The organism is Hansschlegelia zhihuaiae (genome assembly GCF_004103825.1).
GTDB lineage: Bacteria > Pseudomonadota > Alphaproteobacteria > Rhizobiales > Methylopilaceae > Methylopila > Methylopila zhihuaiae.
In genome coordinates this window covers 53,528-77,786 of record NZ_RYFI01000020.1, presented here as the reverse complement: position 1 = coordinate 77,786, position 24,259 = coordinate 53,528, and the positions used below count along the sequence as shown (strand labels likewise).

Sequence of the window (24,259 nt, the reverse complement as noted above, 5' to 3'; positions counted from 1 at the left end):
GCCGACACCAACGCCGAGGCCGCAAACCTCGCCACCCTGCAGACCCGCCAGGCGCTGATCGTCTCCTCGCTCTCGATCTCCACCCAGCAGGAATCCAACGTCCTCCAGCTGCTGCGCTGATCGACCCAAAGACCTCCACATCCCTGGAAAGGGCGGAAGCTTCGGCTTCCGGCTCCAGCAGGCCGATCCAGACGAAATGTCCCGGCTCGTTCGCCCGGCGCCCCGCGTCCTCGATCGCTATCCCGGCGATCCGCCGTCCGCCGGAATAGACGCTCGCCGCGACGACTCCGGGCTCCGGCTGAGCCTCGTAGGCGACGCCGTCCGGCGCCGCGCTGCTCGGTCCGGTCCGTCCTCGCGCTCCGTCAAGAGGGCGCGTCGAGGCTCCAGCCGCTTCGGCGACGCGCGCCATCGGCCGCCGTCGAGCCGGCTGGCGACGGCTATCCGTCGCCGAAGACGAAGTCGTCGCGCGTGAGGCCGTTTGCGCTTACGCCTTCGACGGTGATTTCGGCGTTGCCGTTCGCGGTCCAGGTGATCACCGCGTCGCCGGCGTCGTTGTCGCGGATCGTCAGATCGGCGAAGGTCAGGTCGTCGATGTTGAATTCGATCCTGTCGCCGTCCGTGAAATCCTTGATGACGTCGCGGCCCTGACCGTCTTCGAAGCGGAACGTGTCGTCGCCTCGGCCGCCAAACAGGACGTCCGAGCCGCCTCCGCCGACGAGCAGGTCGAGGCCGGTGCCGCCGTGGATCTCGTCGGCCCCGCCATCGCCGGAGAGCTCGTCGCCCTTGGCGGCGCCTCGCAGCGTGTCGGCGCCGGCCTCGCCGTTCAGCGTGTCGGTGCTGCCCCCGCCATCGAGCAGGTCGGCGGCGCTTCCGCCGCTCAGGGTGTCGTTGCCGCCGCCGCCATGGAGCGAGTCCCGACCATAGCCACCGTCGATCAGGTCGCGATCGCCGCCGCCGCGGATCAGGTCGTTTCCGCCGCGGCCGACAAGCGTGTCGTCGCCGTCCTTGCCACGAATTTCGTCATCGTCACGGCCGCCCGCGAGCGTGTCCGGGCCGAGCGTCCCAATGAGTTCCGCCATCTGGAAGACCTCCATCAGCCCCTCGCCGACCGCCGGCTTCCTGACCAAGCATCTAGAGCGAGAAGGGCCGGCGGCGAATCGCCGGGGCTCAGGAACCGCTCGGCGCCGCCTTTGGAACGCGAAGCGGCGCGCCCTTCGGCGCGCCGCCGGCGCTCATCGGGAGCGCTCGCTCAGCTGTCGAAAAAGAAGTCCGAGCGCGACAGCGCCGAGGCGTCGACGCCGTCGAGCGTGATCGAGGAGCCCGCCGGATCGCCCCAGGTGATCACGGCGTCGCCGGCATTGTTGTTGGCGATGTTGAGGTCGCTGAAGCTGAGCCCGTCGATGTCGAACAGAATGCGGTCGGCGCCCGACTTGAAGTCGCCGATCGTGTCGTCGCCCTCGCGGGACTCGAACTTGAAGGTGTCGTCGCCCTTGCCGCCGAACAGCATGTCGTCGCCGTCGTCGCCGTTCAGCTCATCCGCGCCCTTGCCGCCGCGCAGCACGTCGGCGCCCGAGCCGCCGTCGAGCTCGTCGTTTCCGTCGCCGCCGATGAGCGAGTCTTTGCCGCCGTCGCCGTCCAGCTCGTCATTGCCCGAGCCGCCGTTCAGCGTGTCGTTTCCGCCGTTGCCGTCGAGCTCGTCATTGCCGCCAAGGCCGCGGATGACGTCGTCTTCGCCACGTCCCTCGAGGTCGTTGTCGCGGCCATTGCCTTCGATGCGCGCCATGTGCGGTCTCCATCCGATTGCCGCGCCGGCCGTCCCGGCGCTTCGGATCGAAGACTTAGGCTCAGTCCGTTGGAGCCAAGTGAGGGGTTGATTAAAAGTCGGTGAGAATTCTGTGATGGAACCAAGGCGCGGGCTCGCCCGCTGTCGCCATCGCGCCGTTCCACCGCGACTGCCTGAAGTGAATCTCCCGACCAGGGGTCCTTCGCGGGGCAGGCGAGCTTATCGATGCCGCGATGCTATTTTGGTTCGTGGCTCGCGGAAATCATGTAACCCACGCCGCGCACGGTCTGGATGAGAGACGTTGGTCCTTCGTCTTCGAGTTTCTTGCGGAGATAGCGGATATAGACGTCGACGATCTTGGTGCCCGGGTCGTAGCCATATTCCCAGACGCTGTTGAGCAGCCTCTGGCGGCTGACCACGCGGTCGGCGTTCGCCATCAGATAGCGGAGCAGCTCGAACTCCCGGACCGTCAGGGCGACGCTCCGGCCGTCATAGACGACGCGTCGCGACGCCGGATCGAGCGAGAGCTGGCCGACGGTCAGGACGTTCGGATCGTCCTGGGGCGAGCGCCGCCGCTTCAGCGCCACCAGTCGGGCGAGCAGCTCGTCGAAGGCGAAAGGCTTGGTCAGATAGTCGTCGGCGCCGCCCTTCAGGCCGTCGACCTTGTCCTGGATGCCGTCCTTGGCGGTCAGCATCAGGATCAGCACAGGCCGGCGCTCCTCGCGCACGATCCGGCAGACCTCGAGCCCGTTGAGGTAAGGCAGCATGCGGTCCAGGATCACGAGGTCGAAGCCGCCCTGCCTGATGTGTTCGAGCCCATCCCGTCCATCCTCGGCGACCGTCACCTGATAACCCTCCGCCACGAGGCCGCGGCTGAGGAAGGAGGCGATGCGCCGGTCGTCCTCGACGATCAGGATGTTCATGTCGGGCGGGCCCCGGTCGTCGGCAGGGTGATGGTCAGCACGGCGCCGCCGTCCTTGCGGTTGTCGAGCGCGATCTCTCCGCCGTGACGTTCGACGATGTCCTTGGCGATCGAAAGGCCGATGCCGAGGCCCTGCGCGTTCCTCCGCCCGCCTTCGCCGCGGTAGAAGCGGTCGAAGACCCTCGGACGGTCGGTCTCCGCGACGCCTTCGCCCTGATCGGCGATCGAGATCGTCAGACGGCCGTTCACCTCCGACGTCGAGACGCTGACCCGGCCGCCGTCCGGCGAATGCTTCACTGCGTTGTCGAGCCCGATCACCAGCGCCTGCTTCAGCCGCCGCGCGTCGGCCTCGATGCAGGCGTCGCCGTCGGCGAACTCGGCCTCGATCAGGATCTCGCGGGGCCCGGCGAGTATCTCGCCCTCCTGGGTCGCGGCCGTCACCAGGTCCCTCACCCGGAGCACTGCGATCTCGAGCGACTGGTCCTCGGCGTCCGAACGCGCGAAGGCCAGCAGATCGTCCAGCAATGCGCCGAGGTCGCGCGCCTGGGTCTGGACGCCGAGCAGCGCCTCGCGCAGCGCCGAGGGATCGGGCCCGCCTCTGAGCGCGACGTCGGTCTCGCCCCTGAGGATGGTGAGCGGCGTGCGGAGCTCATGGCTGACGTCGGCCAGGAACCGCGCGCGCCTGACGTCGACGTCGCGCAGCCGCTCATTGGCGTCGCGGAGCTCCCGGGTCCTGAGCTCGACCTCGGAATGCAGGCGCTGCTGCGCGGCGATCAGGCCCGTGCGCTGCGTTTCGAGCGAAGCCGCCATCTCGTTGAAGCTGCGGGACAGGGCCGCGAACTCGTCCGACCCCTTGGCGGGAATGCGGTGCGCGAGGGCGCCCCCGGCGATCGCCCGCGCGCCCGCCGCCAGCGCCTGCACGGGCCGCACGATCGAACGATGCAACGCGTAGCCAAGCGCCGCGCCGCACAGCAGAGCGAGCAGCCCGATCGCGGCCGACCAGGCGAGCAGGCGGCGCTGCTGCTCGCGCACCTCGCCAAGTTCGCGCGCGACCTCGCCGCGCTCGTCGTCGAGCGCCGCCTCGAGCAGGTTCTCGAAGTCGTTCGACAGCCGGTATTCGACATCGCGGCGGAACGACTCCACCGCCTCGGCCTGCTTGCCCTCGCGCTGCAGGGCGAAGACGCGTTCGGCCGCCATGTCGATCGCGCGATAGAGCTCGATCATGCGGCTCGTCGCCTCGACGTCCGAGAGTTCGGTCCGCACCTCGTCGAGCCCCGCAAGCGTCGAGACCTCGGCGCGCGTCACCTCGCGCAGCCGGTCGAAGGCCTGGACCATCTCGGCGCGGGCCTGCTGGAAATCCGGCATCTGCTCGGCGCCGAGCAGCAGCACTTCGGCGATCTGCTCCGCGTAGTTGTTGGCGTTGCCGTCGAGCTCGGCGATCACCTCGAAGCGGCGATGGACGCCGTCGACCCGCTGCACGAAGTCGTCCGCGAGGCGAAGCGCGATCGCCATCACGCCGATCATCAGCGCGACGAAGATCAGCGTGACGATCTCGAAGACGATGATGCGCCAGCGGAGGGACATCAGGGCTCGCGGAAGGGGAGAACGCAGCCGCGGGCCGAGAGGCGACGACGCGGGCGACGAGATTTCTAGCAGGAGCCCACCGCGGTCAACGGGCCGCTTCGGTCTCCGCGGGGCGCGCCTCCTGAAGCTTGGCGCGGCGGGCGAGGCGCTTGACTGAGCTCGACGCCGCGATCTCGCCGCGCGCCGCGAAGGCCTCGTGGTTGGCCTCGATCTCGCCGAGCTCGTAGAGGTAGTTGACCATCATGCCGTGCGCCTGGCGCTCGGCGCGGGGCGAACGATCGGCCAGGAAGTTGATCCGCTCGAGCCGCGCGCCGTTGTTAAGGTGGAAGCGCGCAACCGGATCGACCGGGCCTCCGCGAGAGGTCCGGGCGTTGACCAGATACCAGGCGCAGACGCGCGTCAGCACGGGCCGCAGGCGCTCGACCTTCTCGGGATCGTCCATCCAGGCCCGGTCCTCGATGTCCGCGAGCGCCGCTCGGTCTTCCGCCGTCAACGCCTCGGAGCGCGGGGCCGCGATCTCGCGCGCAAGCCATGCGGCGAAGCCAGGGACGGGCGATAGCGTCACGAAGGTCGCGATCTCGGGCAGGTCGAGCCTCAGATCCTCGACCACCTGCTTGATCAGGAAGTTGCCGAATGAGACGCCGCGCAGGCCCTCCTGGCAGTTGGAGATCGAATAGAACACCGCGGCGCCGGCGTCGCGCGCCGCGATCGCCTCCCGGCCGGGGTCCAGCACCTCCGAGACCGAGGCCGGCATCGACTTGGTGAGCGCGACCTCGACGAAGATCAGCGGCTCGTCGACCAGCCGCGGGTGGAAGAACGCGAAGCAGCGCCGGTCGTCAGGCTCGACGCGGCGGCGCAGCTCGTCCCAGTCGTGGATCTCGTGCACCGCCTCGTAGCGGATGATCTTCTCCAGCACATTGGCGGGGGTCGCCCAGTCGATCGGCCGCAGCACCAGGAAGCCGCGGTTGAACCAGGACACGAAGAGATGCGCGAAGTCGTCGTCCACGACCTTCAGCGCCTTGTCGTCGCCGATGATCTTCAGCAGATGCTCCCGCATCCTGACCAGCGTGCCCATGCCTTCCGGCGCGAGCGCGAGGCGGCGGATCAACTCCTGGCGGCGCGGCTCGGAGGCCTCGTTCAGGGCCTGGGCCGCCTCCTGCGTCGGCTCGGCGCGCCAGGCCGCGACCGCGGCCTCGAGCCTGCCCTCCACCGGGCCGAAGCGGTCGAGCATCATGCGGAAGAACGCGGACCGGCCGGCCTCGTCGCTCGTCGTCCAAGCATGAAGGACGTCGCGGGCGACAGCGACCCGAGACGCCTCGCCCCGGCTCGACAGCAGCGTCTCGCAGGCGTCCTCGAAGCCCGCCGGCGAAGCCGTCGCCTCGCGCGCCGCGCGCGGCAGCAGCCGGCGGCCCTGCTCGGCGATGCTGGTCAGAAGGTCGCCGAAGAAAGAGGATTCTCGCATGCCGGACCCCGAGGCTCGATGCGGCGCGCGCCGCCGCGCCGCGTCTCGTAAGATAGGGCTGCGGGAAGACCGGCGTCAGGGTTCGCCCGGACTTTCGCGCGCCGCCACGATGCCGCTATCCTGCCTCCATGCGCGGCGTCGCGCAAAGCAAGGCTCCGAGATGTCCGCTCCGCAATCCTATGTCGCGCTGACCCCGGGAGATCCCGCGCCGTGGTTCATCCAGCGCGCGACCGGCAATCCGCGCTACGCCTTCGACACCGCGGCCGGCCGCTACCTGGTCCTGTGCTTCTACGCCTCCGCGTCCGATCCCGCGGCGCAGGCGGCGATCCGGGCCGCCGAGGCCGCCAGCGCGATCTTCGACGACGACCATGCGAGCTTCTTCGGCGTGACCCTGGATCCGCGCGACGCGCAGGAGGGCGGGCTGCAGGCGAAGCTGCCGGGCGTCCGACACTTCTTCGATCTCGACGGCCAGGCCTCGCGGCTCTACGGCGCGATCCCGCGGGACGCGGAGGAAGGCGGCCAGGTCCAGGCGCGGCGCTTCTGGATCGTGCTCGACCCGACCATGCGGGTGCTGGCGCGCATTCCCTTCGCGGAGGACGGCGCAGATCGGCGCGCGGCGCTCGACCTGCTCGGCCGCCTGCCGCATCCGCGGCGCTTCGCGGGCGTCGAGCTGCAGGCCCCGGTGCTCTTTCTGCCCAACGTTTTCGAGCCGGGGCTTTGCCGTCGGCTGATCGACTACTACGAGGAGAAAGGCGGTCAGGAATCCGGCTTCATGCGGCAGGTCGACGGCAAGACGGTCGCAGTCCACGACCACAGCCACAAGCGCCGCCGCGACGCCGAGATCGACGATCCCGAGCTCAAGCGCCAGCTGCAGCTGCGAATCCAGCGCCGGGTCGCGCCCGAGATCCTGAAGGCCCACGCCTTCAAGGTCACGCGCATGGAGCGCTACATCGTCGGCTGCTACACGGCCGATGACGGCGGCCATTTCCGCGCCCATCGCGACAACACGACCTCGGGCACCGCGCATCGCCGTTTCGCGGTGTCGATCAACCTGAACGCCGATTTCGAGGGCGGCGAGGTCAGCTTCCCCGAATACGGTCCGCGCTCCTTCAAGCCGCCGCCCGGCGGCGCGGTGGTGTTCTCCTGCTCGTTCCTGCACGCCGTCTCGCGCGTCACGTGCGGCAAGCGCTATGCCTTCCTGCCCTTCCTCTACGACGAGGCGGCCGCGCGTCTGCGCGAACAGAACGCAGGCACGCTGGAGGGCGGCGGGGGTTATCGGGCGAACGCGCCCGGCGAGGAACGGCAGCAGGCCGAGGAGGTCGAGGCGCAGTAGTCGATCGTCCCGGCCGGCGCCGTTGCGCCGGCTCGTTTTGTTCACGCGTTCGAGGAGTTTTTTCGTATCACCACGAGATGCGCCGAAGGAGGCCATCATGACATCCGGATCGAACTCCGCCTGGTTCGTATGCGTCGCGTCCTTCGTCCTTCGCGTCCGCCGCGGCGCGCTGCTCCTCGCTCTGGCGGCGCCGCTCATGGCGCTCGCGGCGCCGGCCGCGCGAGCCGAGAGCACCAGGCTGCAGATCCCGGGCGCGAGCTTCGTGCAGCAATGCCCCTGCACCATCGGGATCGGGTCGGCCTCGGTCCGCGAGGGCGTCCTGACTCCCGACGGGCCGAGCACCTATTACGCGCCGCTGCCCTATAGCGGCATCCGGAAGGTCTGCTCGCTGACGGCCTATTACCGGGACGTCAATGAGCTGGAGAAGATGACGGTCGGCCTCTATTACAGGAATGCGGACATAGGGGCCGCCGTGGACGAGCCCGCGACGCTGATGGCCGAGGTCACGAGCGCGCCCGGCGTACAGGATTCGATCCGCAAGGCCACGACCTCGGACGTGACAGCCGGCGCGCTGAAGCTCGGACAGCGCTTCTATTTTCTGAAGGTCGACTTCGAGAACATTAACATGGACCTGCTCGGCGTGCAGGTCGAGATGCGCGACGCCTGCAGCTGACTGCGACGTCCGGAGCTGATCGGCTGGCCGGGGCGGCTTCAGCCGCCTGTGGCCGGCCGCTTCGCGAACGGCTTCAACGCCGTCCGCGCGAGTTCGTCCGCGCGCTCGTTTTCCGGGTGTCCGGCGTGCCCCTTGACCCAGCGCCACTCGATCCGATGGGTCTTGAGCGCCGCGTCGAGCCGTTCCCAAAGATCCTGATTCTTCACCGGCTTCTTGTCGGCCGTCTTCCAGCCGTTCCGCTTCCAGCCGTGGATCCACTTGGTCACGCCGTCGCGCAAATACTGGCTGTCGGTGTGGACCACGACCGCGCAGGGGCGCTTCAGCGTCTCGAGGGCCGAGATCGCGGCGAGCAGCTCCATCCGATTGTTGGTGGTCAGCGCCTCGCCGCCGGAAAGCTCCTTCTCGGCGCCGCCGAAGCGTAGGATCGCGCCCCAGCCGCCGGGACCGGGATTTCCCGAGCAGGCGCCGTCGGTGAAGACGTCGACGGCGCCGGGCGTCGTCGGCTCGCCTTCCGGCGCGAACGCCTTGGTCACGAGGTCCACCCGAAGGCCGCCGCCCCCTCGGCCTGCTGATGGAAGCGCAGCTTCCTCAGATATTCGAGCGGGTCGAGCTTCTTGACGAGCGCGCCCGGCGGCGTGTCGAGCCAGTCGACGAGGCGCGTCAGCAGGAAGCGGATCGCAGCCCCGCGGGCGAGAGTCGGGAGCGCCGCGACCTCCGCCGCCGACAGCGGCCGGATTGCGCCATAGGCGGCGAGCAGCGCCCGGCCCTTGGTGACGTTGAAGGACTGGTCGGGCTCGAAGCACCAGGCGTTGAGGCAGATCGCGATGTCGTAAGCGAGCGCGTCGTCGCAGGCGAAATAGAAGTCGATCAGGCCGGACAGCCGGTCGCCCAGGAACAGCACATTGTTGGGGAAGAGGTCGGCGTGGATCACGCCACGTGGGAGCTCGAGCGCCGCGAAGGCCGCCTCCAGATGGTCGAGCTCGGCCGCGATCTCCGCGTCGAGCCCCGGCGCGACCGCGTCGCTGCGGCTGCGCGCGGCTTCGGCGAGCGGACGCCAGCCCTCGACCGAGAGCGCGTTCGGACGGCGGATGGAGAAGCCCTGGCCTGCGCGATGAAGCTCCGCGAGCGCCTGTCCGAGCGCCGCGCAATGGCCGGCGGTCGGCCGGCGCACCGAGACGCCGTCAAGGAATGTGACGAGCGCCGCCGGGCGGCCGCACAGCGTCTTGAGCGCCTCGCCGTCGCGCGCCTTGACGGGCAGCGGGCAGGAGAGGCCCCGCTCGGCGAGATGCTCCATCAGGCCGAGGAAGAAGGGCAGGTCGGCGGGCGCGACGCGCTTCTCGTAGAGCGTGAGGATGAAGCGCGCCCGGGTGGTGGCGAGCAGGTAGTTCGAGTTCTCGACACCCTCCGCGATGCCCTTGAACGTCACGGCGTCGCCGATGTCGTAGCCGCGCAGGAACGCGGCGAGGTCGTCGTCGGTGACTTCGGTGTAGACGGCCATCGGGGGACTCAGGACGGGGGGAGGGGGGTCGCCGCGCCTGCGTTTACGGACTTGGCCCGCCGGCCGCAATGGGCGGCGGGAAGCGGCGTCATCCCGGCCGGGCGAAGCGAGAGCCGGGATCGTCCTCCGAATGGGGCGGACGTCCGCATTTTGCCGGCGGTCCCGGCTCGGCCCGCCATCCGTCCGGGATGACGTTCTATGCCCCTCACGCCGCCGGCGAGCGCAGCTCTCTCGGCAGCGGGAAAAACACATGCTCGTCGGCCGTCGACACCGTCTCGACCGTCACCTCGTAGCGCTCGGCGAAAGCGTCGATGACCTCCTCGACCAGCACCTCGGGGGCGGAGGCGCCGGCGGTGATCCCGAGCGTAGAGATCCTCGAGAACAGCCGCCAGTCGATGTCGGCGGCGCGCGCCACGAGTTGCGCGGTCGGGCAGCCGGAGCGCTCGGCGACCTCGCGCAATCGCTGGGAATTCGAGGAATTCTCAGCCCCCACCACGACCAGCGCGTCGCAGGCGGAGGCGATGCGCTTCACCGCTTCCTGCCGGTTGGTGGTGGCGTAGCAGATGTCCTCCTTGTGCGGCCCGTGGATCGCCGGGAAGCGCTTCTTCAGCGCCGCGACCACCGAGGCCGTGTCGTCGACCGAAAGCGTCGTCTGCGTCACATAGGCGAGTTCGGCGCCGGCCCGCGGTTCGATCCGCGCGACGTCGGCCTCGGTCTCGACCAGCAGGACGGCGCCCTCCGGCAGCTGTCCCATCGTGCCGACCACCTCCGGATGGCCGCGATGGCCGACCAGGATGACGGTCCGCCCGCGCCGATGGTGGATATCGGCCTCGCGGTGCACCTTGGTGACCAGCGGGCAGGTGGCGTCGATCGCGAACAGGCCTCTCGCCCGCGCCGCCTCCGGCACCGACTTGGCGACGCCATGGGCGGAGAAGATCACCGGCCGGTCGCCGTCCGGCGCCTCGTCGAGCTCCTCGACGAAGATCGCGCCCTTGGCGCGGAGCGCGTCGACCACGTAGCGGTTGTGCACGATCTCGTGGCGCACATAGACCGGCGCGCCGAAGCGCTTCAGCGCCGCCTCCACCACGTCGATCGCCCGCACCACCCCGGCGCAGAAGCCGCGCGGCGCGCAGAGCAGGATCGTGAGGGGCGGTTTGGGGGCGGACATGGATCGGGCCTCGGCGGCGAGATGGGACGGCCGGGCCCGGGGTGTCAAGCCGAGGCCCTGCGCCTTCCCAAGCCGCGAGGCGGCTTGCTATAAGGCTCGCCGCCGCGGGCCGGCGCGGCGACAGTCCGAGGTCTCCCGATGACGCGTCGCGTATCCTTCATGGCGAGAGCAGGCTGGATCGGCCTCGGCTCCGCGCTCTGCATCGCGCTCGCCGCCTGCGGCACGGTCAATCCCGACGACCCGAACCGCCCGACCGCCAATCCCGGGCTGGGCACCAAGCTGCTGCTCGGAAACGCCAACCCCCCGCCGCTCACGCCGCCGGTCGACCAGGCGATCAAGCGCGACTGTCCTCCGATCGAGATCCTCGAAGGCGCGGCCTCCCACCGTGTGTTCGACGGCGAGGCGACGGACCCGTTCTCGGTGCGCTGGCAGGCCAGCATCGCCGAGACCGCGCGCGAGTGCTCCAATCTCGGCGTCGAGGCCGGCATCCGCGTCGGGGTCGTGGGCCGCGTCATTCTCGGGCCGAAGGGCGCGCCCGGCACGTTCAGCGTGCCGCTCCGGATCGCGGTCGTGGACGAGCAGAACAAGCCGGTCTATTCGCAGGTCCACCTGATCGCGGTGAGCGTGCCGTCGGGCGACACCAAGGCCGACTTCACCAAGATCGACGATCAGATCGTGGTGCCGACGCCGACGAACCGCTTCCGCGGCTGGCGCATCCTCGTGGGCTACGACCCGCAGCCGACGGCCGAGCCGAAGAGCGCCCGGCGGCGCGGCTGAACGTCCGGCGGACCGAACGCTTTCAGGGGCCGGCGGCTTGCTTGACACCGCTCGGCGGCCCTCCTTATATCCGCCCGCGCCGCGACCTCCCGACCGGGCTCTCGCGCCGTGGCGGAGTAGCTCAGCTGGTTAGAGCAGCGGAATCATAATCCGCGTGTCGGGGGTTCGAGTCCCTCCTCCGCTACCAAATTTCCATATCAGGCCATATCAGGATGCATCAGAATTCCTCAGAAATGAGGAGTTTGACGGCTTTTTCCGTATCATCGCGTATCAGCGGATATCAACAAATACCGCCAATTTGACGGTACGAAATGGACTCGCCTACCGTCAGCCGCCAGGATCGTACCGTCACGACCCTTTGGAGCGGCCGCAAATGCCCCTTTCCGATCTGGCAGTTCGAAAAGCGAAAGCCGCTGAAAAACCTATGAAACTGAGCGACGAGCAGGGGCTCTATCTGCTCGTAAATCCAGCCGGTTCGAAGCTGTGGCGGCTGGATTATCGGTTTGACGGTACGCGCAAAACGATCAGCCTTGGGAAGTACCCGGAGATCACGCTTGCCGATGCTCGCGAGCGCAGGGCTGAGGCCCGAAAGCTCTTAGCGCACGGGACCGACCCCTCGGCGGACCGAAAGGCTGCAAAGCATCGTGCAGAGGCAGAAACGCAGAATACGTTCGGCGCCCTCGCTGACGAATATCTTGTGCGCATGCGCGCCTCGGGACGGTCAGAGGCCACCATTGAAAAATCGCACTGGTATCTGAAGACATTGAGCGCATCGCTTGCGGATCAGCCGATTGCGCAGGTCACCGCAGCCGACGTGCTCAAGCTGCTCCAAAAGATTGAGGCATCCGGCCGTCGAGAAACGGCCCATAAAACGCGCGGGGCGATCGGCGCTGTCTTTCGTCACGCAGTCGCGACCTTGCGAGCAACTGGCGACCCGACAAGCGCCCTTCGGAACGCGTTGCTTCCGGTTCAGGTGGTAAATCGCGCCGCGCTCACCGACCCAAAAAAGCTGGGCGGCCTTATGCGCGCGCTCGACGACTATGATGGTTGGCCGACGCTCGCAGCGGCCATGAAATTTCTTGCGCTCACGGCAGCGCGACCCGGGGAAGTGCGCTTTGCAACGTGGGCGGAGATCGACCTTGAGTCGGGAGTATGGCGCATCCCGGCTGAACGAATGAAGATGCGGCGCGCGCATGACGTCCCGCTCAGCCCTGCCGCTGCCGTCGTGCTGAACGGCATCAAACGCTTTTCGGGAGACGAGCGACTGATCTTTCCCTCGATCAGGTCGGTGCTACGCCCGCTGTCGGAAAACGCCATGAACAGCGCGCTTAGGCGCATGGGCTACACAGGCGAGGAGATGAGCGCCCACGGCTTTCGCTCGACGTTCAGCACGATCGCGAACGAGTCGGGCAAATGGAGCCCTGACGTTATCGAGGCACAGCTCGCGCATGTGCCAGCGGATCGCATTCGATCGATCTACAATCGGTCGAAATATTGGGACGAACGCGTGAAGCTGATGGACTGGTGGGCCAACCAGTTGAAATCAATGAAGTCGAATAAGATCGCCAGAAGCTATCCTTGAAAGAAGAAAATCATGTCAGATAGAGTTTTTCTCTATATAGACATACTTGGCTTTAAGGACATGGTTGTGTCCGGTAAAGACATAAAAGGACTTTATAAAAATATCGACGAACTGAATGTACATACCGATCGAGACTTTAGATGTATAGTATTTTCCGATACTATAATTGTTTATGGCTCTGAATTTTGGTTAGATAACATCAATTCGGCAGTCATGTGGCTGGCTGAATTTGCTCAAGATCTGTTTTACAGAATTATTACTAGCGACATCCACTTCAGGGCTTACATAACCGTTGGAGAGTTCGAGCATTTTGAGATGAAAAATCTTGATGCATATTACGGTGAGGCTCTCATCAGATGTTATGAGATAGAAAAAACCATAAAATCAACAGGCGTATTCTTGGACGCGGCTCTTTCAGAGCATTCCGATGTATTCAATCTGACGAAGTTCGATGATAATTCGTACTATATGCACATAATGCAGACATTAAATTCAATAAGCTTTAATTATGAAGACTATCCAATTCATGCCGAGCACGTGACAGGGCCTGGAATCGAGGGCTGGCTTGTTTATGAGCTTACCTATCTCAGTAGAGTTTTCCGATATTCAAACGATCAGAGTTTACAAGAGCAGGTAAGAGTTAAGCACGCCAATGCGTGGAAAATGATCTCTTACCGTCACCCCGGCCTAACAAAAAAACTCATCGAGACCGACTTTGATTTCTCCCATATCGTTCCGATCGACTGGACGGAGTTGATCGCCAATATGGGAACTCCTGAAGGTGCGTGGGGCTGAAAGGCCCTCCCGCCTATTGGTGACGAGAGGGCCTTTAGACAGAAAGGCGTCGGCTCAAACCTCTCCGTCTATCCTCAGCCAAGCCGGACGTGGACGCCGCCGCTTGGGTTCGCGGCGACCGTCACAGCGACGCCGATGCGAGCGTTGGCGTCGTCCGTGGTGACGAGCTTGGAGGCTTCGTCGAAATAGACGGGATCGCCGATCTCAAAGCCTTCAGCCGCGACCTTGGGTAGATCGAACACGCCCACCGTTACGATGTCGAGGTCCGAGCCCGGCGCGGCATCGCCTGCGGCAACGCCCGACAGCCCCCCGACGATGATGACGTCGCCACTTTTGACGTCGGCCGGGCTCGGGATGGTGACGTTCTCGCCTTTCTGAACGTAGTTCCTCATCGATCCAATCCTTTCGAGGTGCGGAAGCGGATAGTGGACGGGCTCGCCCGCTCCGCGTCCTGAATGAGACGGTTCACGTCGGAAATCGCGGCGCGCATCTCGTTGTCGCTGCGATAGACGATGCGCTCGCCGCTCTGGTCCTGAAGCTCGCGGACGCCTTCGAGACGCGCCTCAATGAGCGCGTCCCGTTTGGCCCGCAGCTTTGCGAGCCACTGTGCGTCGCGGGCGCTCATCAGGCGCCCGGATTGCGGACGGCGCCGCGCCAATCAAGCGCTCCCGCGCCGAAGTCGAGCACAACTCGGAATTCGCGGGACAGGACTTCCCAGCCCTCGCGCTCGCTCATCTGCGGCCCTGGCGCGCTGCTGAGGTAGCTGTATTCGAGCGCGGGCGCGGACGCGGGGTCCGCGAACACAAACCATGAATCGTCGATGATTCGTGGCTCCACGAGCAGCGTGAGCTTCTGACTGAACGGGTTCGCGTCCGAAGTGGTCGCCGCGTAGATCGAGGCGAGCACCTTCTCGGCTTCCGTCTCAAGCTCGGGACCGACCACGAGATACTTCGGCGTGACCGTGATGCGCGTCTTGCCGTCGAGTCCGGTCTGCTGACGCATGGCGAGGCGCGCGTCAGACAGAGCCTCGACGCTCAGGGGCGCGCCTGTCAGCGTGTTGCCGTGGTCCGAGTGGAAGAGGCGCTTGCCATCGCCCATCGTCGGCCCGGCGCCGTTCGACTGACTGAGCAGCGACCACAGAAGCGCGGCCTCTGTCTGCGCCGCAGCCTGTCCTGCCGCCGACGCCCAATCGTTGAACGCCCCGAGGTCGTCATTGATGAGCGCCTTGCGGCTGATCGTGAATAGCGCGCCATAGGTGTCGAGCGCGTAAGCCTCGACGGCTTCGGATCGGGAAACCGATTTGATTTCGCCCGCCTCACTGACCTTCTGCAGAGCCCCGATCTCGCCAAGGCGAAGCGTGGAGCCCGTTCGGAAGTCCACCCGAGAACCCTGCCGTGCGAGGCTCTTCAGCGGGGATGCGGCGGCCGTAAAGCTAGCGAGCAGCGTCCGTCGCCCGGCGCCCGTCAGAAGCTGCGGAAAGTCGCTCGTCGTGTGAAGCGCGGCCCGGAACAGCGCGTCCGGGTCCATGCCAGCTGTCGAGACGCCGCGCGCCTCAAGCGAAGCTCGCGCAAAGTCGCGGAGACTGAAGCCCATGTAGGGGCGCGCCGCATCTGCACGAGCATCCTCGATCACGACGCCGCTGCGGGTCGCGAGCGCGTCTTCCATCGCGCGGAACCGGGCGACGCCATCGTTCTGAGGCGAAGCCGTGCGGATGTGAGGAGTGGCCGCCGAGCGGCGGCGAAGTTCGTCCTGAACACGCTTGCGGGCGTCCTCAACCGAAAGCCCCTCGTCGATCCGATCTTCCGCCCAGCCGCGCGTCAGTCCCGCGACCTCCGCCAAGCTGCGAATCTGCGCCTGCTGCGCTTCGGGCATCTCGATCGAGGGCGCCTCTACGGTCGGCAGTTCGTCGTTCTCGCTCATGGGCTCACTCCTGAAGCTGGCGTCGGGATCAGCCCCGATCGGCACGGCGGAGACTTCGAAGATCGACCACGCCGCCGCCGTACGGACGCGCTCGCCGTTGATGATGGACTCGGCCCAGCGGGCGACCCGGTAGCCGACAGAGACGCCGCGAAGGATGCCCTCGCGGATTTTGGCGACGGCGGGCGCGACGTCCTGAGCGGCGCTCAGCCGAAGCACGGCAACGAGTCGGCCCGGCTCGTGGCGAAGGCTCTGAACGACGCCGATGACGTCACGGCTTCCGCCCTGCCGATGCCCGTCGAGCAGCGGCGCGCCGACGATGCGACGCGTATCAAGCCCGGCTGCGTCGAGCCGTTCGACGTAGGGGCCGCGACTGTCGCGACGGGCGACGTCCGCATAGGTGCTTACGACTGCTTCCACCGTCATAGCGGCTTCGTCGAAGCTGCTCGGGCCGATCGCTCCCACGCGGCGAGTGAGGACGTCGGACATCAATGCCTCGGCATCGCTGTCGCGATCGGTTCGCCGTCTGGGCCTGTAAATGTGATGTGCGAAGTAAGGTCTTCGATGCGGTCAAACGCGTCCTCCGCGTAACAACCGAGGTATCGACGCATCTGCGCGCGCGTCAGCTTCACGCCGTGCTGATGTAAGTCCGTGATGACTTGCATTTTTTGCACCAGCGTCATCGCTGCCAAAAGGTTCGCGTCAGGCATCGGGATTTTCCTCATTGTCAGGCTTGAACTGCGGCTGAGGACTCACGCCAAAGCCCAGCCCGAGCGAAGCCTCGCGCTTGCGGTCGGCGGCGATCTCGGCATCCAATTCCTCGACGCTCCAACCACGAGCCGCGACCTTCTGGCGGCGACTTGTGAGACCGGCCTCGATCTCAGCGACGTCCGCTTCCACGTCCTTTTGCGGATCGACCTGAAGCGGCTTCGGCATGATCCATTCGGCGGTCGCCTCGGGATCGCCCGCGAGCAGTTGGACGCGTCGCCAGACGGGACGGAGAAGCTGCGGCACGAGCACGCCGTACTGCACTTGCTCGACGCGGGCGCGGAACGGCAGAAGCCCGGCGCGAAGGCTTGAATAGTTCGCCCCGCTCAGATCGCCGTCGAGCATGTGGCTCGGCAGGCCGAGACCAGCCGCCAGGCCCCTAAGATTGTGCTTCAGGAACTCGGCGGTCTGCTGCGCCTGCTGCGGCGTCGAGAACTTGACGTCGAAGCCTCCCGGAACGCGGCGCATGATGCCCGGCTCCATGGAGACGTCGGACAGATCGCCTTCGAAGGGCTCCCCCGTCCCGTTGAGATCGATCAGAAAGCCCGCATGCATGGCAGCGATCTTCACGCCCACGAGAAGGGCGTCGGAAAGCTGATCCAGTTCATTGGCGGGCAGGATGATGGGCGCGAGCCACGACACGCCGCGCACCTGCCCCGGCGCGATCGGCGCCATGACGTGCAGCACGTCGGCGGCGTCCATGCGCACAGGCGGCGCATAGCTCGCGAATGCCTGCGTCGGACGGTGCGGTAGCACGTGATAGGCGACGCGGCGGCCGGAAACGTCGAACTCGACGCCTTGAACGATATAACTCCCGCCGTCGAGGTCGCGGGTCATCGACTCGTCAACCTGTTCGGCCGGGATCACGAGTGCGCGGAGGCCGTCTTCGTCGGCCCGGAGAATGACGAATGACTCACCGTCCTCGACGAGTGCGCGGGCTATGGTGGCCTGAAGACCCCAAAGGTCCGTGCGGCCGTCCATGTCAGCGTCGAGCGCCCAACCGTCGAAGGCGTTGACGGACTCCACGCTCTCGCTCGTGGGGCGGATGCCCGAGCCGACGAGCGCAGTTGTCCAGTTCGCGACCGCGTTGCTGATCCAGTGATTGTTCCGCGTCAGATAGCGAGCGCGGCTGCGGACCATGGATGCCGCCGCGCCGACCTCCGGGTTGATCGGGCCGAACGTCCCAACGCCGCCCAACCGCCGACCGCCCGCTGCACCGTCGAAGCGGCGCGCGCACTCGGGCTTCGCCGAGCGGCGCATCAGGCGGCCAATGGCTGAGCGAGCAGCATCGAGCATTGGGAGTCAGTCCGCGAGGATCGGCGCGAGCAGCGCAGACGCGTCAATGATGTGCTTTCCTTCGTGGACTAGCCCCTCCTCGCGCCACATGGCTGAATTCGAGCGCGGATCGGACTCCGGATAGTCTTTCTGATCATCACGAATGAAGCCGCCTAAATGAAATCGCTCTCCAGTCTTGGCGTTCAGTTTCTGAATTGTTACGAATGACCAGTGGCATCCGTCATTTTCACGGATACTTCTGATTACAGCGTCGATCCCGCGCGGCGGAAACGTTGAATCGATTGCGGGAAGCTCGAGTCGAGCGTCGGCGGCCGAATGCATAGCCTGCCAAGAACCGACTAGGGCGCCACGCGACATGGCCGACAGCGCCATCATGATGCGAAGGGCTGCAACGGCGCGCTGATCGAACAGCGCCGCTGCAATCTGGCCGGTTGTCCCTCGAGCCTCGCGCTCGGCAGGCATAACCAGTCCCTGCTGAATCCATGACCGAAGCTGCCGGGCGATCATATCGGCAGGCTGGCCGGTCTGCGCCGCCAGAAGGGCTGCCGTTTCGCCGACAGTGTAGCTGCTCATTCGCTTTCTCCATTCCCCATTTGCTACATCCTACATATCACGTAGGATAATGCAATATGAAAGAGCCCCGGCTGACCGTCGCAAGATCGGCCGGGGCCACGAGCAGTACCAAGACGAGGACACTAGCAGTGATAGTCGATACTGATAAGGCCATTCACGGTCTCAGTCAAATAATCGACGACAACAGATGGCTAGTATGGAAAGATGTATTACGAGGTAACGGGCGCACTAAGGTCCCGTATGCCGCCAGAAGTGGACGTGAAGCATCTTCAAATGATCCGGAAACGTGGGCTAGTCTCGAATGCGCGCAGCGCGCAGCTAGGGAATACGATGGCGTCGGCTTGGTGCTCGGCGAACTCGCCGATGGTCGCGCCCTCGGGGGGATCGACCTCGACTCATGCCTCGACATTGAGACCAGGCGCTTCTCGCGCGAGGCTCGCGAGATCGTCGCACGCTTCGACACCTACAGCGAAGTGTCGCCAAGCCGGCGAGGCGTGAAGCTCTTCTTTTTCTATAACCCCGCCGATCTGGCGCCCCTCCGCAAACTCACAAAGACCGATTGGTCGAAGAGCTTTTCGCGCGGCTCCCACGACGAAATCGCTCTCCATCTCGGCGGCCGATACTTCGCCGTAACCGGGCGTCAGATGGATCAACCGTTTCCGGTCGAGCTACGCACGGTCCCACTCGAAGACTTGCGATGGTTGATCGAGGAGGCCGGTCCCGCGTTCCTCGGGCGCAAAGCGTCAAAGTCGCGAGATGAAAGCCGCAGCGGCCGTGCGTTCCGCCTGGCGATCAGAGTAAGGGCGGAAGGCGGCGCGTTCCGCGACTTCGAGAAAGAGTTGGGGCGCAACTCCGATCTGGCGGAGTGGGCGCAGGAGAGCGGCGAACGAGGAGTCGGTCGCGCGTGGGAGCGCGCACCGAAGCTCGACGACCTTTCCGAATCTTCGGTCGCGCAGACTTTCGCCGAATGCTTCGCCGACGAATTGCGCTTCGACCACGACGCGAAATCATGGTTCGTCTGGAACGGTGCCCGTTGGCGGCGCGACAAGACCCGCTGCGCGTTCCATTACGCCGCTTCGCTTGCCGCCGAACTTGCAAAAGGTAATCCGAAGGCGAAAGCGCTGCTTCGAAAAACAGCCGCGTCGGGCGTCGAGGCGTTGGCCCAAGCTAATCCTGCCCTCGCGATCACATCAGACGAATGGGATCGCGACCCCTACCTTTTCGGAACACCGGGAGGTGTTGTCGAACTGCGGACGGGGCTGCTGCGACCGGCCCGCCGCGAAGATATGATCTCGAAATGTTCAGTCGTTGCGCCCGTTCCTCTCGAACGGTTCGACCCGGCTACGGACTGCCCGCAGTGGATTCGGTTCATCCGCGAGGCGACGAACAGCGATCCCGAGGTCATCACCTATTTGCAGAAGGTCGCAGGCTACTGCCTGACAGGCGACACGAAGGAACACGCCCTCTTTTTCCTGTACGGCGACGGGGGACGCGGTAAAGGAACTTTCCTCAACACACTTCAGGCCGTGCTCGGCGACTATGCCACAACGGCGCCGGTCTCGACGTTCGAGCGCAGAGCGTTCACAGAGCACCCAACCGAGCTTGCGCGCCTCGTCGGTGCCCGCCTTGTCGTAACTTCGGAGACGACCGAAGGCAGCACATGGAATTCCCAGCGGATCACACAAATAACGGGCGGCGACGTTGTGGCGGCCCGCTTTCTGCACAAGGACTTCTTCGAATACACGCCGCAGTTCAAGCTAACAGTGATGGGAAATCATCGCCCCGCGCTCAGCAGCGTGAACGACGCAATCCGGCGCCGCTTCAATATAATTGAATTCAACGTAAAGCCCGCGCGTCCTGATCCCGACCTTACGACCAAGCTTAAGCGCGAGCGCGCGGGAATACTTTCATGGGCGCTGCAAGGCTGCCTTGTTTGGCAGCGCGAGGGACTCGCCAAGCCCAAGGCCGTGCAGGCGGCGACCAACGACTACTTCGAAGCCGAGAACGATATCGGTCGATGGCTTGCGGAACGATGCGACCTCGACGCGGAGAACGTTGAGACATCTCAGCGGCTTTGGGAGTCGTGGAACGACTGGTGCGCGGAGAATGGCGTCAAAGAGCGGTACAGCCGGACGCGCACATTTCCCATCAAGCTGAAAGAGGCCGGGTTTTCTAAGGCCGAATTGCTGGGACGAAATCGCGGAGCGGGGTGGCGCGGCGTGCGGGCGCGGGATGGCTTCGATGATTAGGAGGGGCGGCGAGAGGCTGGGCGGAGAGGCTCAACCCGTTGATTCTCTAAATGTGGAGAGGCTGGAGAGGCTGAAGGTATATTTGCCCCCGCACGCGCGCGCGTACACACATCTAAGGATTTTACCCTTTCAGCCTCTCCAGTCCAAGATTCTCTTGGGCTTGAGCTTCTCGCGGGTTGGGAGGCTGAGGCGTAGGGCTGTAACTCCGCATAACAACCGACATGCATGGGTCCCTCTTCGGGGGTGCCGGGTTGCGGGGCTCCCAGACCCCGACGTGTCGCTCTCCAAACTCAAAAACAAAATCGGATTCCTGCGATGATCTCGGCGCGTCAACGCGAATTAGACAGACGCGATCTCATCGGCGGCGATGGGCACCCTGATTTGCCTGGCCGCATGCGGGCTGCTGACCTCGCGGAACTGCTCGGCGTATCGACACGCTACCTCGACGTTCTCGCCAAGTCGGGTGCCGTTGAGAAAATAGGCCGGGACACATTCGCAACCCGTCGCAGCATCGTCGGATATCTCGGGCAGCGGCGGCGCGGCCGGTCGGATGCGGAATGGACGGCCGCAAAAACCCGCACGGCCGAAGCGCAGGCCGTGAAGCTGGAGACTGCGAACTCGCTTGCGCAAGGCGACCTCCTCCGGGCGTCCGACGTGACGGCGGAGTGGGCGTCGATCCTGACGGACGTGCGCGCCGCCATGCTGGCGATCCCGAGCCGTCTTCCCGAATTGGACCGCGCCGCCGTCGCTAGGGTCGACTCCGAAATCCGCGCTGCGCTGGAGGCGCTGTCCGATGGCTGACCTCGCCGCCGTTCGCCGCGACGCCATGGCCGCGCTGAGGCCGCCGCCACTGCTCGACCTCTCCACATGGGTCGAGGCCAACGTGCATCTCCCGTCGAGCCTCGCGGCGCATCCGGGGCGGATGCGTCTGTGGCCGCATCAAATCGAGATCGCCCGCAGCATGGGCGACCCCGCAGTGGAGCGCGTGTCCATCTTAAAGAGCGCTCGCGTCGGCTACACGCAGCTTGCCGTGTCCATGCTCGGGCACTTCGTCGCTAATGACCCCGCACCGATCCTGGTAGTGCTCCCGGCGGAGTCCGACTGTCGCGACCTCATCGTGGGCAACATCGAGCCAACCTTCGCTGAGAGCCCATCGCTGCGGGCCGCGCTGTCGTCGGCGGAAAGCGACCGCGACACGCTCTTCAGCCGCCGCTTCCGGGGCGGATCGCTGAAGCTCGTCTCCGCCCGCGCTCCCCGCAACCTTCGCGGCCACACCGCGCGCGTCCTGCTGCTCGACGAAGTGGACGGCTTTGAAGTGGACGTGCGCGGCGAAGGCGACCCCGTGGCGCTCGCGGAGCGCCGCACGGCGACCTTCGGCAACCGGAAGATCGTCATGGGCTCCACGCCCGTCCACGAGAGCACGAGCCGCATCCTGCGGGCCTATGAGCGATCCGACCGGCGCGTCTATGAGCCCGAATGCCCGTCTTGCGGCGCGCGCCATGAACTGCGCTGGGCCGATATCCGTTGGCCCGATGGCGAGCCCGAGCGCGCCTTCTGGGCATGCCCCTCGTGCGGAGGCGTCGTCGAAGATGCGGCCAAGGCCGCGTTCATCCGTTCGGGCCGCTGGCGCGCGACCGCGCCGCACGTCCGCGACCATCACGGCTATCGGGTCTCCGCGCTTGTGAGCCTTCTGCCGAACGCCGCATGGGGGCGGCTCGCGGCGGAGTTTCTGGAGGCGAAGAAGAGCCCGCAGACGCTCCAGTCCTTCGTCAACACTGTGCTCGGGGAGGCGTGGCGCGACGATGGGGAAGAGTTGGACGAAGGCGCCCTCGCAAACCGCCGCGAGCCGTTCGGCCTCGACGCCATCCCTCCCGAGACGCTTGTCGTCACTGCCGGGTGCGACGTGCAGGACGATCGAGTCGAGATCAGCACCGTGGGCTGGACGAAGGACGGCGCGGCGCTCGTGCTCGCGCATGATGTCGTGTGGGGATCGCCTCTTGAGTCCGATACCTGGGCGGAGGTTGACGACATGCTCCGCCGAATGTGGCCGCACCCGAACGGCGGAACGCTCCGAGTTGACGCCGCAATCGTGGACTCGGGGTCGGGCGGCCACGCCGATGCGGTCTATAGCTTCGCCCGGCCGCGCACGATGCGCCGCGTGTTCGCTGGCAAGGGCGTGGCTGGCTTCGCGCGGCCGATGGCGGAGATGTCCAAGGCGAAGGCGCTGCGGCTGATCCTTGTGGGCGTGGATGCGGTCAAGAGCCAGATCGTCAACCGACTTCAGGCGGGCACGTCGATCCGCTTCGGGGCGTCGCTCAGCCTCACATGGTTCGAGCAACTGGCGTCCGAGCGGCGCGTGGTGCGCTACGTTCGTGGACAGCCTTACCGGGCGTTTGAACGGCTACCGGGACGGCGCGCGGAGGCGCTGGACTGCCTTGTCTATGCGTTCGCCGCCCGGAGCTTGGTCAACGTGTCATTGGAACGAAGAGAGCAGGAAGTTTCTGCGAAAGGCAGGTTTACAGATAGAAGGTCAAATGTGGCTAGGTCAAGCTGGATAAACATACTAAAATGAAACTTTCAAACTTGGAAAATAAGTCGAGATGGGCGTTTCGACGTTATCCGCATTTTCTAATGCACGTCGCACCTGAGACGATATTTCAGATTGATATGACGCTTGCTTTGGAAGCAGCGAATATATGTCCGTATTATCGATAATGATTGTTCTCATTTGGTTTATATCAAATGGTATAGAATCTCGCTTCCTGATAATCTGTACAATTGGCAACTTCATCATGTGGCGGATTGCGAGTTCGTAAAATACATTGGGATTATGAAAAGAAAGATCAACTATGACGAGTCTAGACCTAACTATATATTCGATAACTTGCTTAGTGATAACACCAGGCTTATCTATCCCGTCAGCCCTTACCACTGTAAGTCCAAAATTTTCGAGAGCGGGCTCTACAAAAGAGCCCAAAAACAAATCCGAATGCTTTCGCTCCTCGCTATCAGGACTGCCAATTGGCGTAATATAGAAGCACGTGGATTCAAACTTTGCATGCTCGGCGGTTACGACAGAGGCGCTCGCCTGATTGGGTCGCGCGGACGGCCTCTCTACCAAGCCTGATGATGGAAGTTGGTCGAGAGCATGCTCTTTCGAAACAATGCGCTCTGCGCCTGATAAGGACACAAGCAGACCTACAAATCTTAAGTTCAAGATAAAAGTATCTATGGCTTCCTGAGCTGCGTCATCGCTGGCACCGAACTCCTTCGCCGCGTCAACTAAAGCAGCTTTAGCTGGAAGCGCTTTTCCGACGAATCTCTCATGTAGCTTAGCAAATATCTCTATGTCTTCGACAGCAAGTTTTATGCGCGCTCGTGCTTGATCTCTTGGTGGTATTTCAGGATCAACAGCCCTTGCGCCATCATCCGTTAGCTCAATCATCTCCGATTGATAGCCGCCTTTAGTCAAACCATATTTGTTTGAATTAGTAATTAGCTGGCGACTGCCGCCGCTTTCTGGCGTTCGCCCAATGTGGTCGAATAGGCTCAGCCGACGAACCGGGCTGCCGCTGCCGAAGTCGAATATTTCTCGGGCAAACCCTAAAGGTTCCTCAAAAGGTGCTGCCGGGAAGTTCCGCACGACCCTTTTTCGACGCGCAACCTCGCTCTCCACCTTGGCATTCGCTTCTTTGATCGTTTCTTCAATCGGCTTCTGGGCGGGGGCTTCCCCGGCCTTCTTCGGAGCGCGCGCCATATGCTGAATCTCCCGCTACTTCGTCAGTTGAACCTCGCGCGCGCGCGCAACTCAAGGGGCTTGATTCAAGGATTGGCGGCAGCGGCATTACTGAGATAATTTGCGTCTGAAGCCACTCGTTC

Annotated in this window: 23 protein-coding genes and 1 tRNA gene; 9 read left to right on the top strand and 15 right to left on the bottom strand. The window is 64.9% G+C overall.

Annotated elements, in window-relative coordinates:
• Positions 1 to 437: 437 nt before the first annotated feature.
• From EK403_RS18260 to EK403_RS18240, 5 genes are all read right to left on the bottom strand, one after another.
• Positions 438 to 1,079: a calcium-binding protein gene (locus EK403_RS18260; RefSeq protein ID WP_164919667.1), complete on the bottom strand. Its 642-nt coding sequence runs from the start codon at positions 1,077 to 1,079 to the stop codon at positions 438 to 440.
• A 170-nt stretch (positions 1,080 to 1,249) separates the two neighbouring features.
• Positions 1,250 to 1,783: a calcium-binding protein gene (locus tag EK403_RS23680; RefSeq protein WP_128778889.1), complete on the bottom strand. Its 534-nt coding sequence runs from the start codon at positions 1,781 to 1,783 to the stop codon at positions 1,250 to 1,252.
• Between the two features lie 236 nt (positions 1,784 to 2,019).
• The gene (locus EK403_RS18250) at positions 2,020 to 2,706 is read right to left on the bottom strand and encodes a response regulator transcription factor (protein ID WP_128778888.1); all 687 of its coding nucleotides are present in this window, start codon (positions 2,704 to 2,706) and stop codon (positions 2,020 to 2,022) included.
• Complete coding sequence (locus tag EK403_RS18245) at positions 2,703 to 4,289, bottom strand: sensor histidine kinase (RefSeq protein WP_128778887.1); 1,587 nt, start codon at positions 4,287 to 4,289, stop codon at positions 2,703 to 2,705. Before EK403_RS18245 ends, EK403_RS18250 begins: the two co-directional genes overlap by 4 nt.
• Positions 4,290 to 4,374: 85 nt before the next feature.
• Positions 4,375 to 5,751, bottom strand: a complete 1,377-nt coding sequence (locus EK403_RS18240; protein ID WP_128778886.1) for a malonyl-CoA decarboxylase — start codon at positions 5,749 to 5,751, stop codon at positions 4,375 to 4,377.
• Between the two features lie 160 nt (positions 5,752 to 5,911).
• Here EK403_RS18240 and EK403_RS18235 point away from each other — a divergent pair, with 160 nt between their 5' ends.
• Together EK403_RS18235 and EK403_RS18230 are read left to right on the top strand one after the other, a co-directional pair.
• Complete coding sequence (locus tag EK403_RS18235) at positions 5,912 to 7,084, top strand: 2OG-Fe(II) oxygenase family protein (RefSeq protein WP_128778885.1); 1,173 nt, start codon at positions 5,912 to 5,914, stop codon at positions 7,082 to 7,084.
• A gap of 97 nt (positions 7,085 to 7,181) precedes the next feature.
• The gene (locus EK403_RS18230) at positions 7,182 to 7,757 is read left to right on the top strand and encodes a hypothetical protein (RefSeq protein ID WP_128778884.1); all 576 of its coding nucleotides are present in this window, start codon (positions 7,182 to 7,184) and stop codon (positions 7,755 to 7,757) included.
• Positions 7,758 to 7,795: 38 nt separating this feature from the next.
• Here EK403_RS18230 and rnhA read toward each other — a convergent pair whose 3' ends face one another.
• The 3 genes from rnhA to ispH all read right to left on the bottom strand — a co-directional run bounded on the left by rnhA (position 7,796) and on the right by ispH (position 10,423).
• Positions 7,796 to 8,299, bottom strand: coding sequence for a ribonuclease HI (gene rnhA, locus EK403_RS18225; protein WP_428979629.1), 504 nt, complete (start codon positions 8,297 to 8,299; stop codon positions 7,796 to 7,798).
• Positions 8,287 to 9,255: a homoserine kinase gene (locus EK403_RS18220; protein ID WP_128778883.1), complete on the bottom strand. Its 969-nt coding sequence runs from the start codon at positions 9,253 to 9,255 to the stop codon at positions 8,287 to 8,289. Before EK403_RS18220 ends, rnhA begins: the two co-directional genes overlap by 13 nt.
• Before the next feature lie 205 nt (positions 9,256 to 9,460).
• Positions 9,461 to 10,423 carry a 4-hydroxy-3-methylbut-2-enyl diphosphate reductase gene (gene ispH, locus EK403_RS18215; RefSeq protein WP_128778882.1) on the bottom strand — a complete coding sequence of 321 codons (963 nt, stop codon included), beginning with the start codon at positions 10,421 to 10,423 and terminating at the stop codon, positions 9,461 to 9,463.
• Positions 10,424 to 10,561: 138 nt separating this feature from the next.
• Between ispH and EK403_RS18210 the strand changes: the two genes are divergently transcribed.
• The 4 genes from EK403_RS18210 to EK403_RS18195 all read left to right on the top strand — a co-directional run bounded on the left by EK403_RS18210 (position 10,562) and on the right by EK403_RS18195 (position 13,577).
• A complete protein-coding gene (locus EK403_RS18210) occupies positions 10,562 to 11,200 on the top strand; it encodes a hypothetical protein (protein ID WP_128778881.1) in 639 nt (212 codons plus the stop codon).
• A gap of 110 nt (positions 11,201 to 11,310) precedes the next feature.
• Positions 11,311 to 11,387, top strand: a tRNA-Met gene (locus EK403_RS18205).
• A gap of 186 nt (positions 11,388 to 11,573) precedes the next feature.
• Entirely contained in the window at positions 11,574 to 12,782 is a 1,209-nt protein-coding gene (locus EK403_RS18200) for a tyrosine-type recombinase/integrase (RefSeq protein ID WP_128778880.1), read from the top strand.
• Positions 12,783 to 12,794: 12 nt separating this feature from the next.
• Positions 12,795 to 13,577: a hypothetical protein gene (locus tag EK403_RS18195; protein WP_128778879.1), complete on the top strand. Its 783-nt coding sequence runs from the start codon at positions 12,795 to 12,797 to the stop codon at positions 13,575 to 13,577.
• A gap of 74 nt (positions 13,578 to 13,651) precedes the next feature.
• Here the strand turns inward: EK403_RS18195 and EK403_RS18190 are convergent, their stop codons facing one another.
• From EK403_RS18190 to EK403_RS18165, 6 genes are read right to left on the bottom strand one after another with little or no spacing between them, the layout of a single operon-like run.
• Positions 13,652 to 13,969, bottom strand: coding sequence for a DUF2190 family protein (locus EK403_RS18190; RefSeq protein WP_128778878.1), 318 nt, complete (start codon positions 13,967 to 13,969; stop codon positions 13,652 to 13,654).
• A complete protein-coding gene (locus EK403_RS18185) occupies positions 13,966 to 14,202 on the bottom strand; it encodes a phage head-tail joining protein (RefSeq protein WP_128778877.1) in 237 nt (78 codons plus the stop codon). Before EK403_RS18185 ends, EK403_RS18190 begins: the two co-directional genes overlap by 4 nt.
• Complete coding sequence (locus EK403_RS18180) at positions 14,202 to 15,983, bottom strand: prohead protease/major capsid protein fusion protein (RefSeq protein ID WP_128778876.1); 1,782 nt, start codon at positions 15,981 to 15,983, stop codon at positions 14,202 to 14,204. The genes EK403_RS18185 and EK403_RS18180 overlap by 1 nt, the downstream gene beginning before the upstream one ends.
• Positions 15,983 to 16,204, bottom strand: coding sequence for a hypothetical protein (locus tag EK403_RS18175; RefSeq protein WP_128778875.1), 222 nt, complete (start codon positions 16,202 to 16,204; stop codon positions 15,983 to 15,985). Before EK403_RS18175 ends, EK403_RS18180 begins: the two co-directional genes overlap by 1 nt.
• On the bottom strand, positions 16,197 to 17,522 hold the full coding sequence (locus EK403_RS18170) for a phage portal protein (RefSeq protein WP_128778898.1): 1,326 nt from the start codon (positions 17,520 to 17,522) through the stop codon (positions 16,197 to 16,199). The genes EK403_RS18175 and EK403_RS18170 overlap by 8 nt, the downstream gene beginning before the upstream one ends.
• 42 nt (positions 17,523 to 17,564) lie before the next feature.
• A complete protein-coding gene (locus EK403_RS18165) occupies positions 17,565 to 18,131 on the bottom strand; it encodes a MerR family transcriptional regulator (RefSeq protein WP_128778874.1) in 567 nt (188 codons plus the stop codon).
• Positions 18,132 to 18,475: 344 nt separating this feature from the next.
• Between EK403_RS18165 and EK403_RS18160 the strand changes: the two genes are divergently transcribed.
• From EK403_RS18160 to EK403_RS18150, 3 genes are all read left to right on the top strand, one after another.
• Positions 18,476 to 20,380, top strand: coding sequence for a phage/plasmid primase, P4 family (locus tag EK403_RS18160; protein ID WP_245479789.1), 1,905 nt, complete (start codon positions 18,476 to 18,478; stop codon positions 20,378 to 20,380).
• Between the two features lie 315 nt (positions 20,381 to 20,695).
• The gene (locus tag EK403_RS18155) at positions 20,696 to 21,181 is read left to right on the top strand and encodes a hypothetical protein (protein ID WP_128778872.1); all 486 of its coding nucleotides are present in this window, start codon (positions 20,696 to 20,698) and stop codon (positions 21,179 to 21,181) included.
• Entirely contained in the window at positions 21,174 to 22,952 is a 1,779-nt protein-coding gene (locus tag EK403_RS18150; protein WP_245479784.1) for a phage terminase large subunit family protein, read from the top strand. Before EK403_RS18155 ends, EK403_RS18150 begins: the two co-directional genes overlap by 8 nt.
• Here the strand turns inward: EK403_RS18150 and EK403_RS18145 are convergent.
• Positions 22,944 to 24,137, bottom strand: coding sequence for a hypothetical protein (locus EK403_RS18145; RefSeq protein ID WP_245479783.1), 1,194 nt, complete (start codon positions 24,135 to 24,137; stop codon positions 22,944 to 22,946). The genes EK403_RS18150 and EK403_RS18145 overlap by 9 nt on opposite strands.
• Between the last annotated feature and the right edge of the window lie 122 nt (positions 24,138 to 24,259).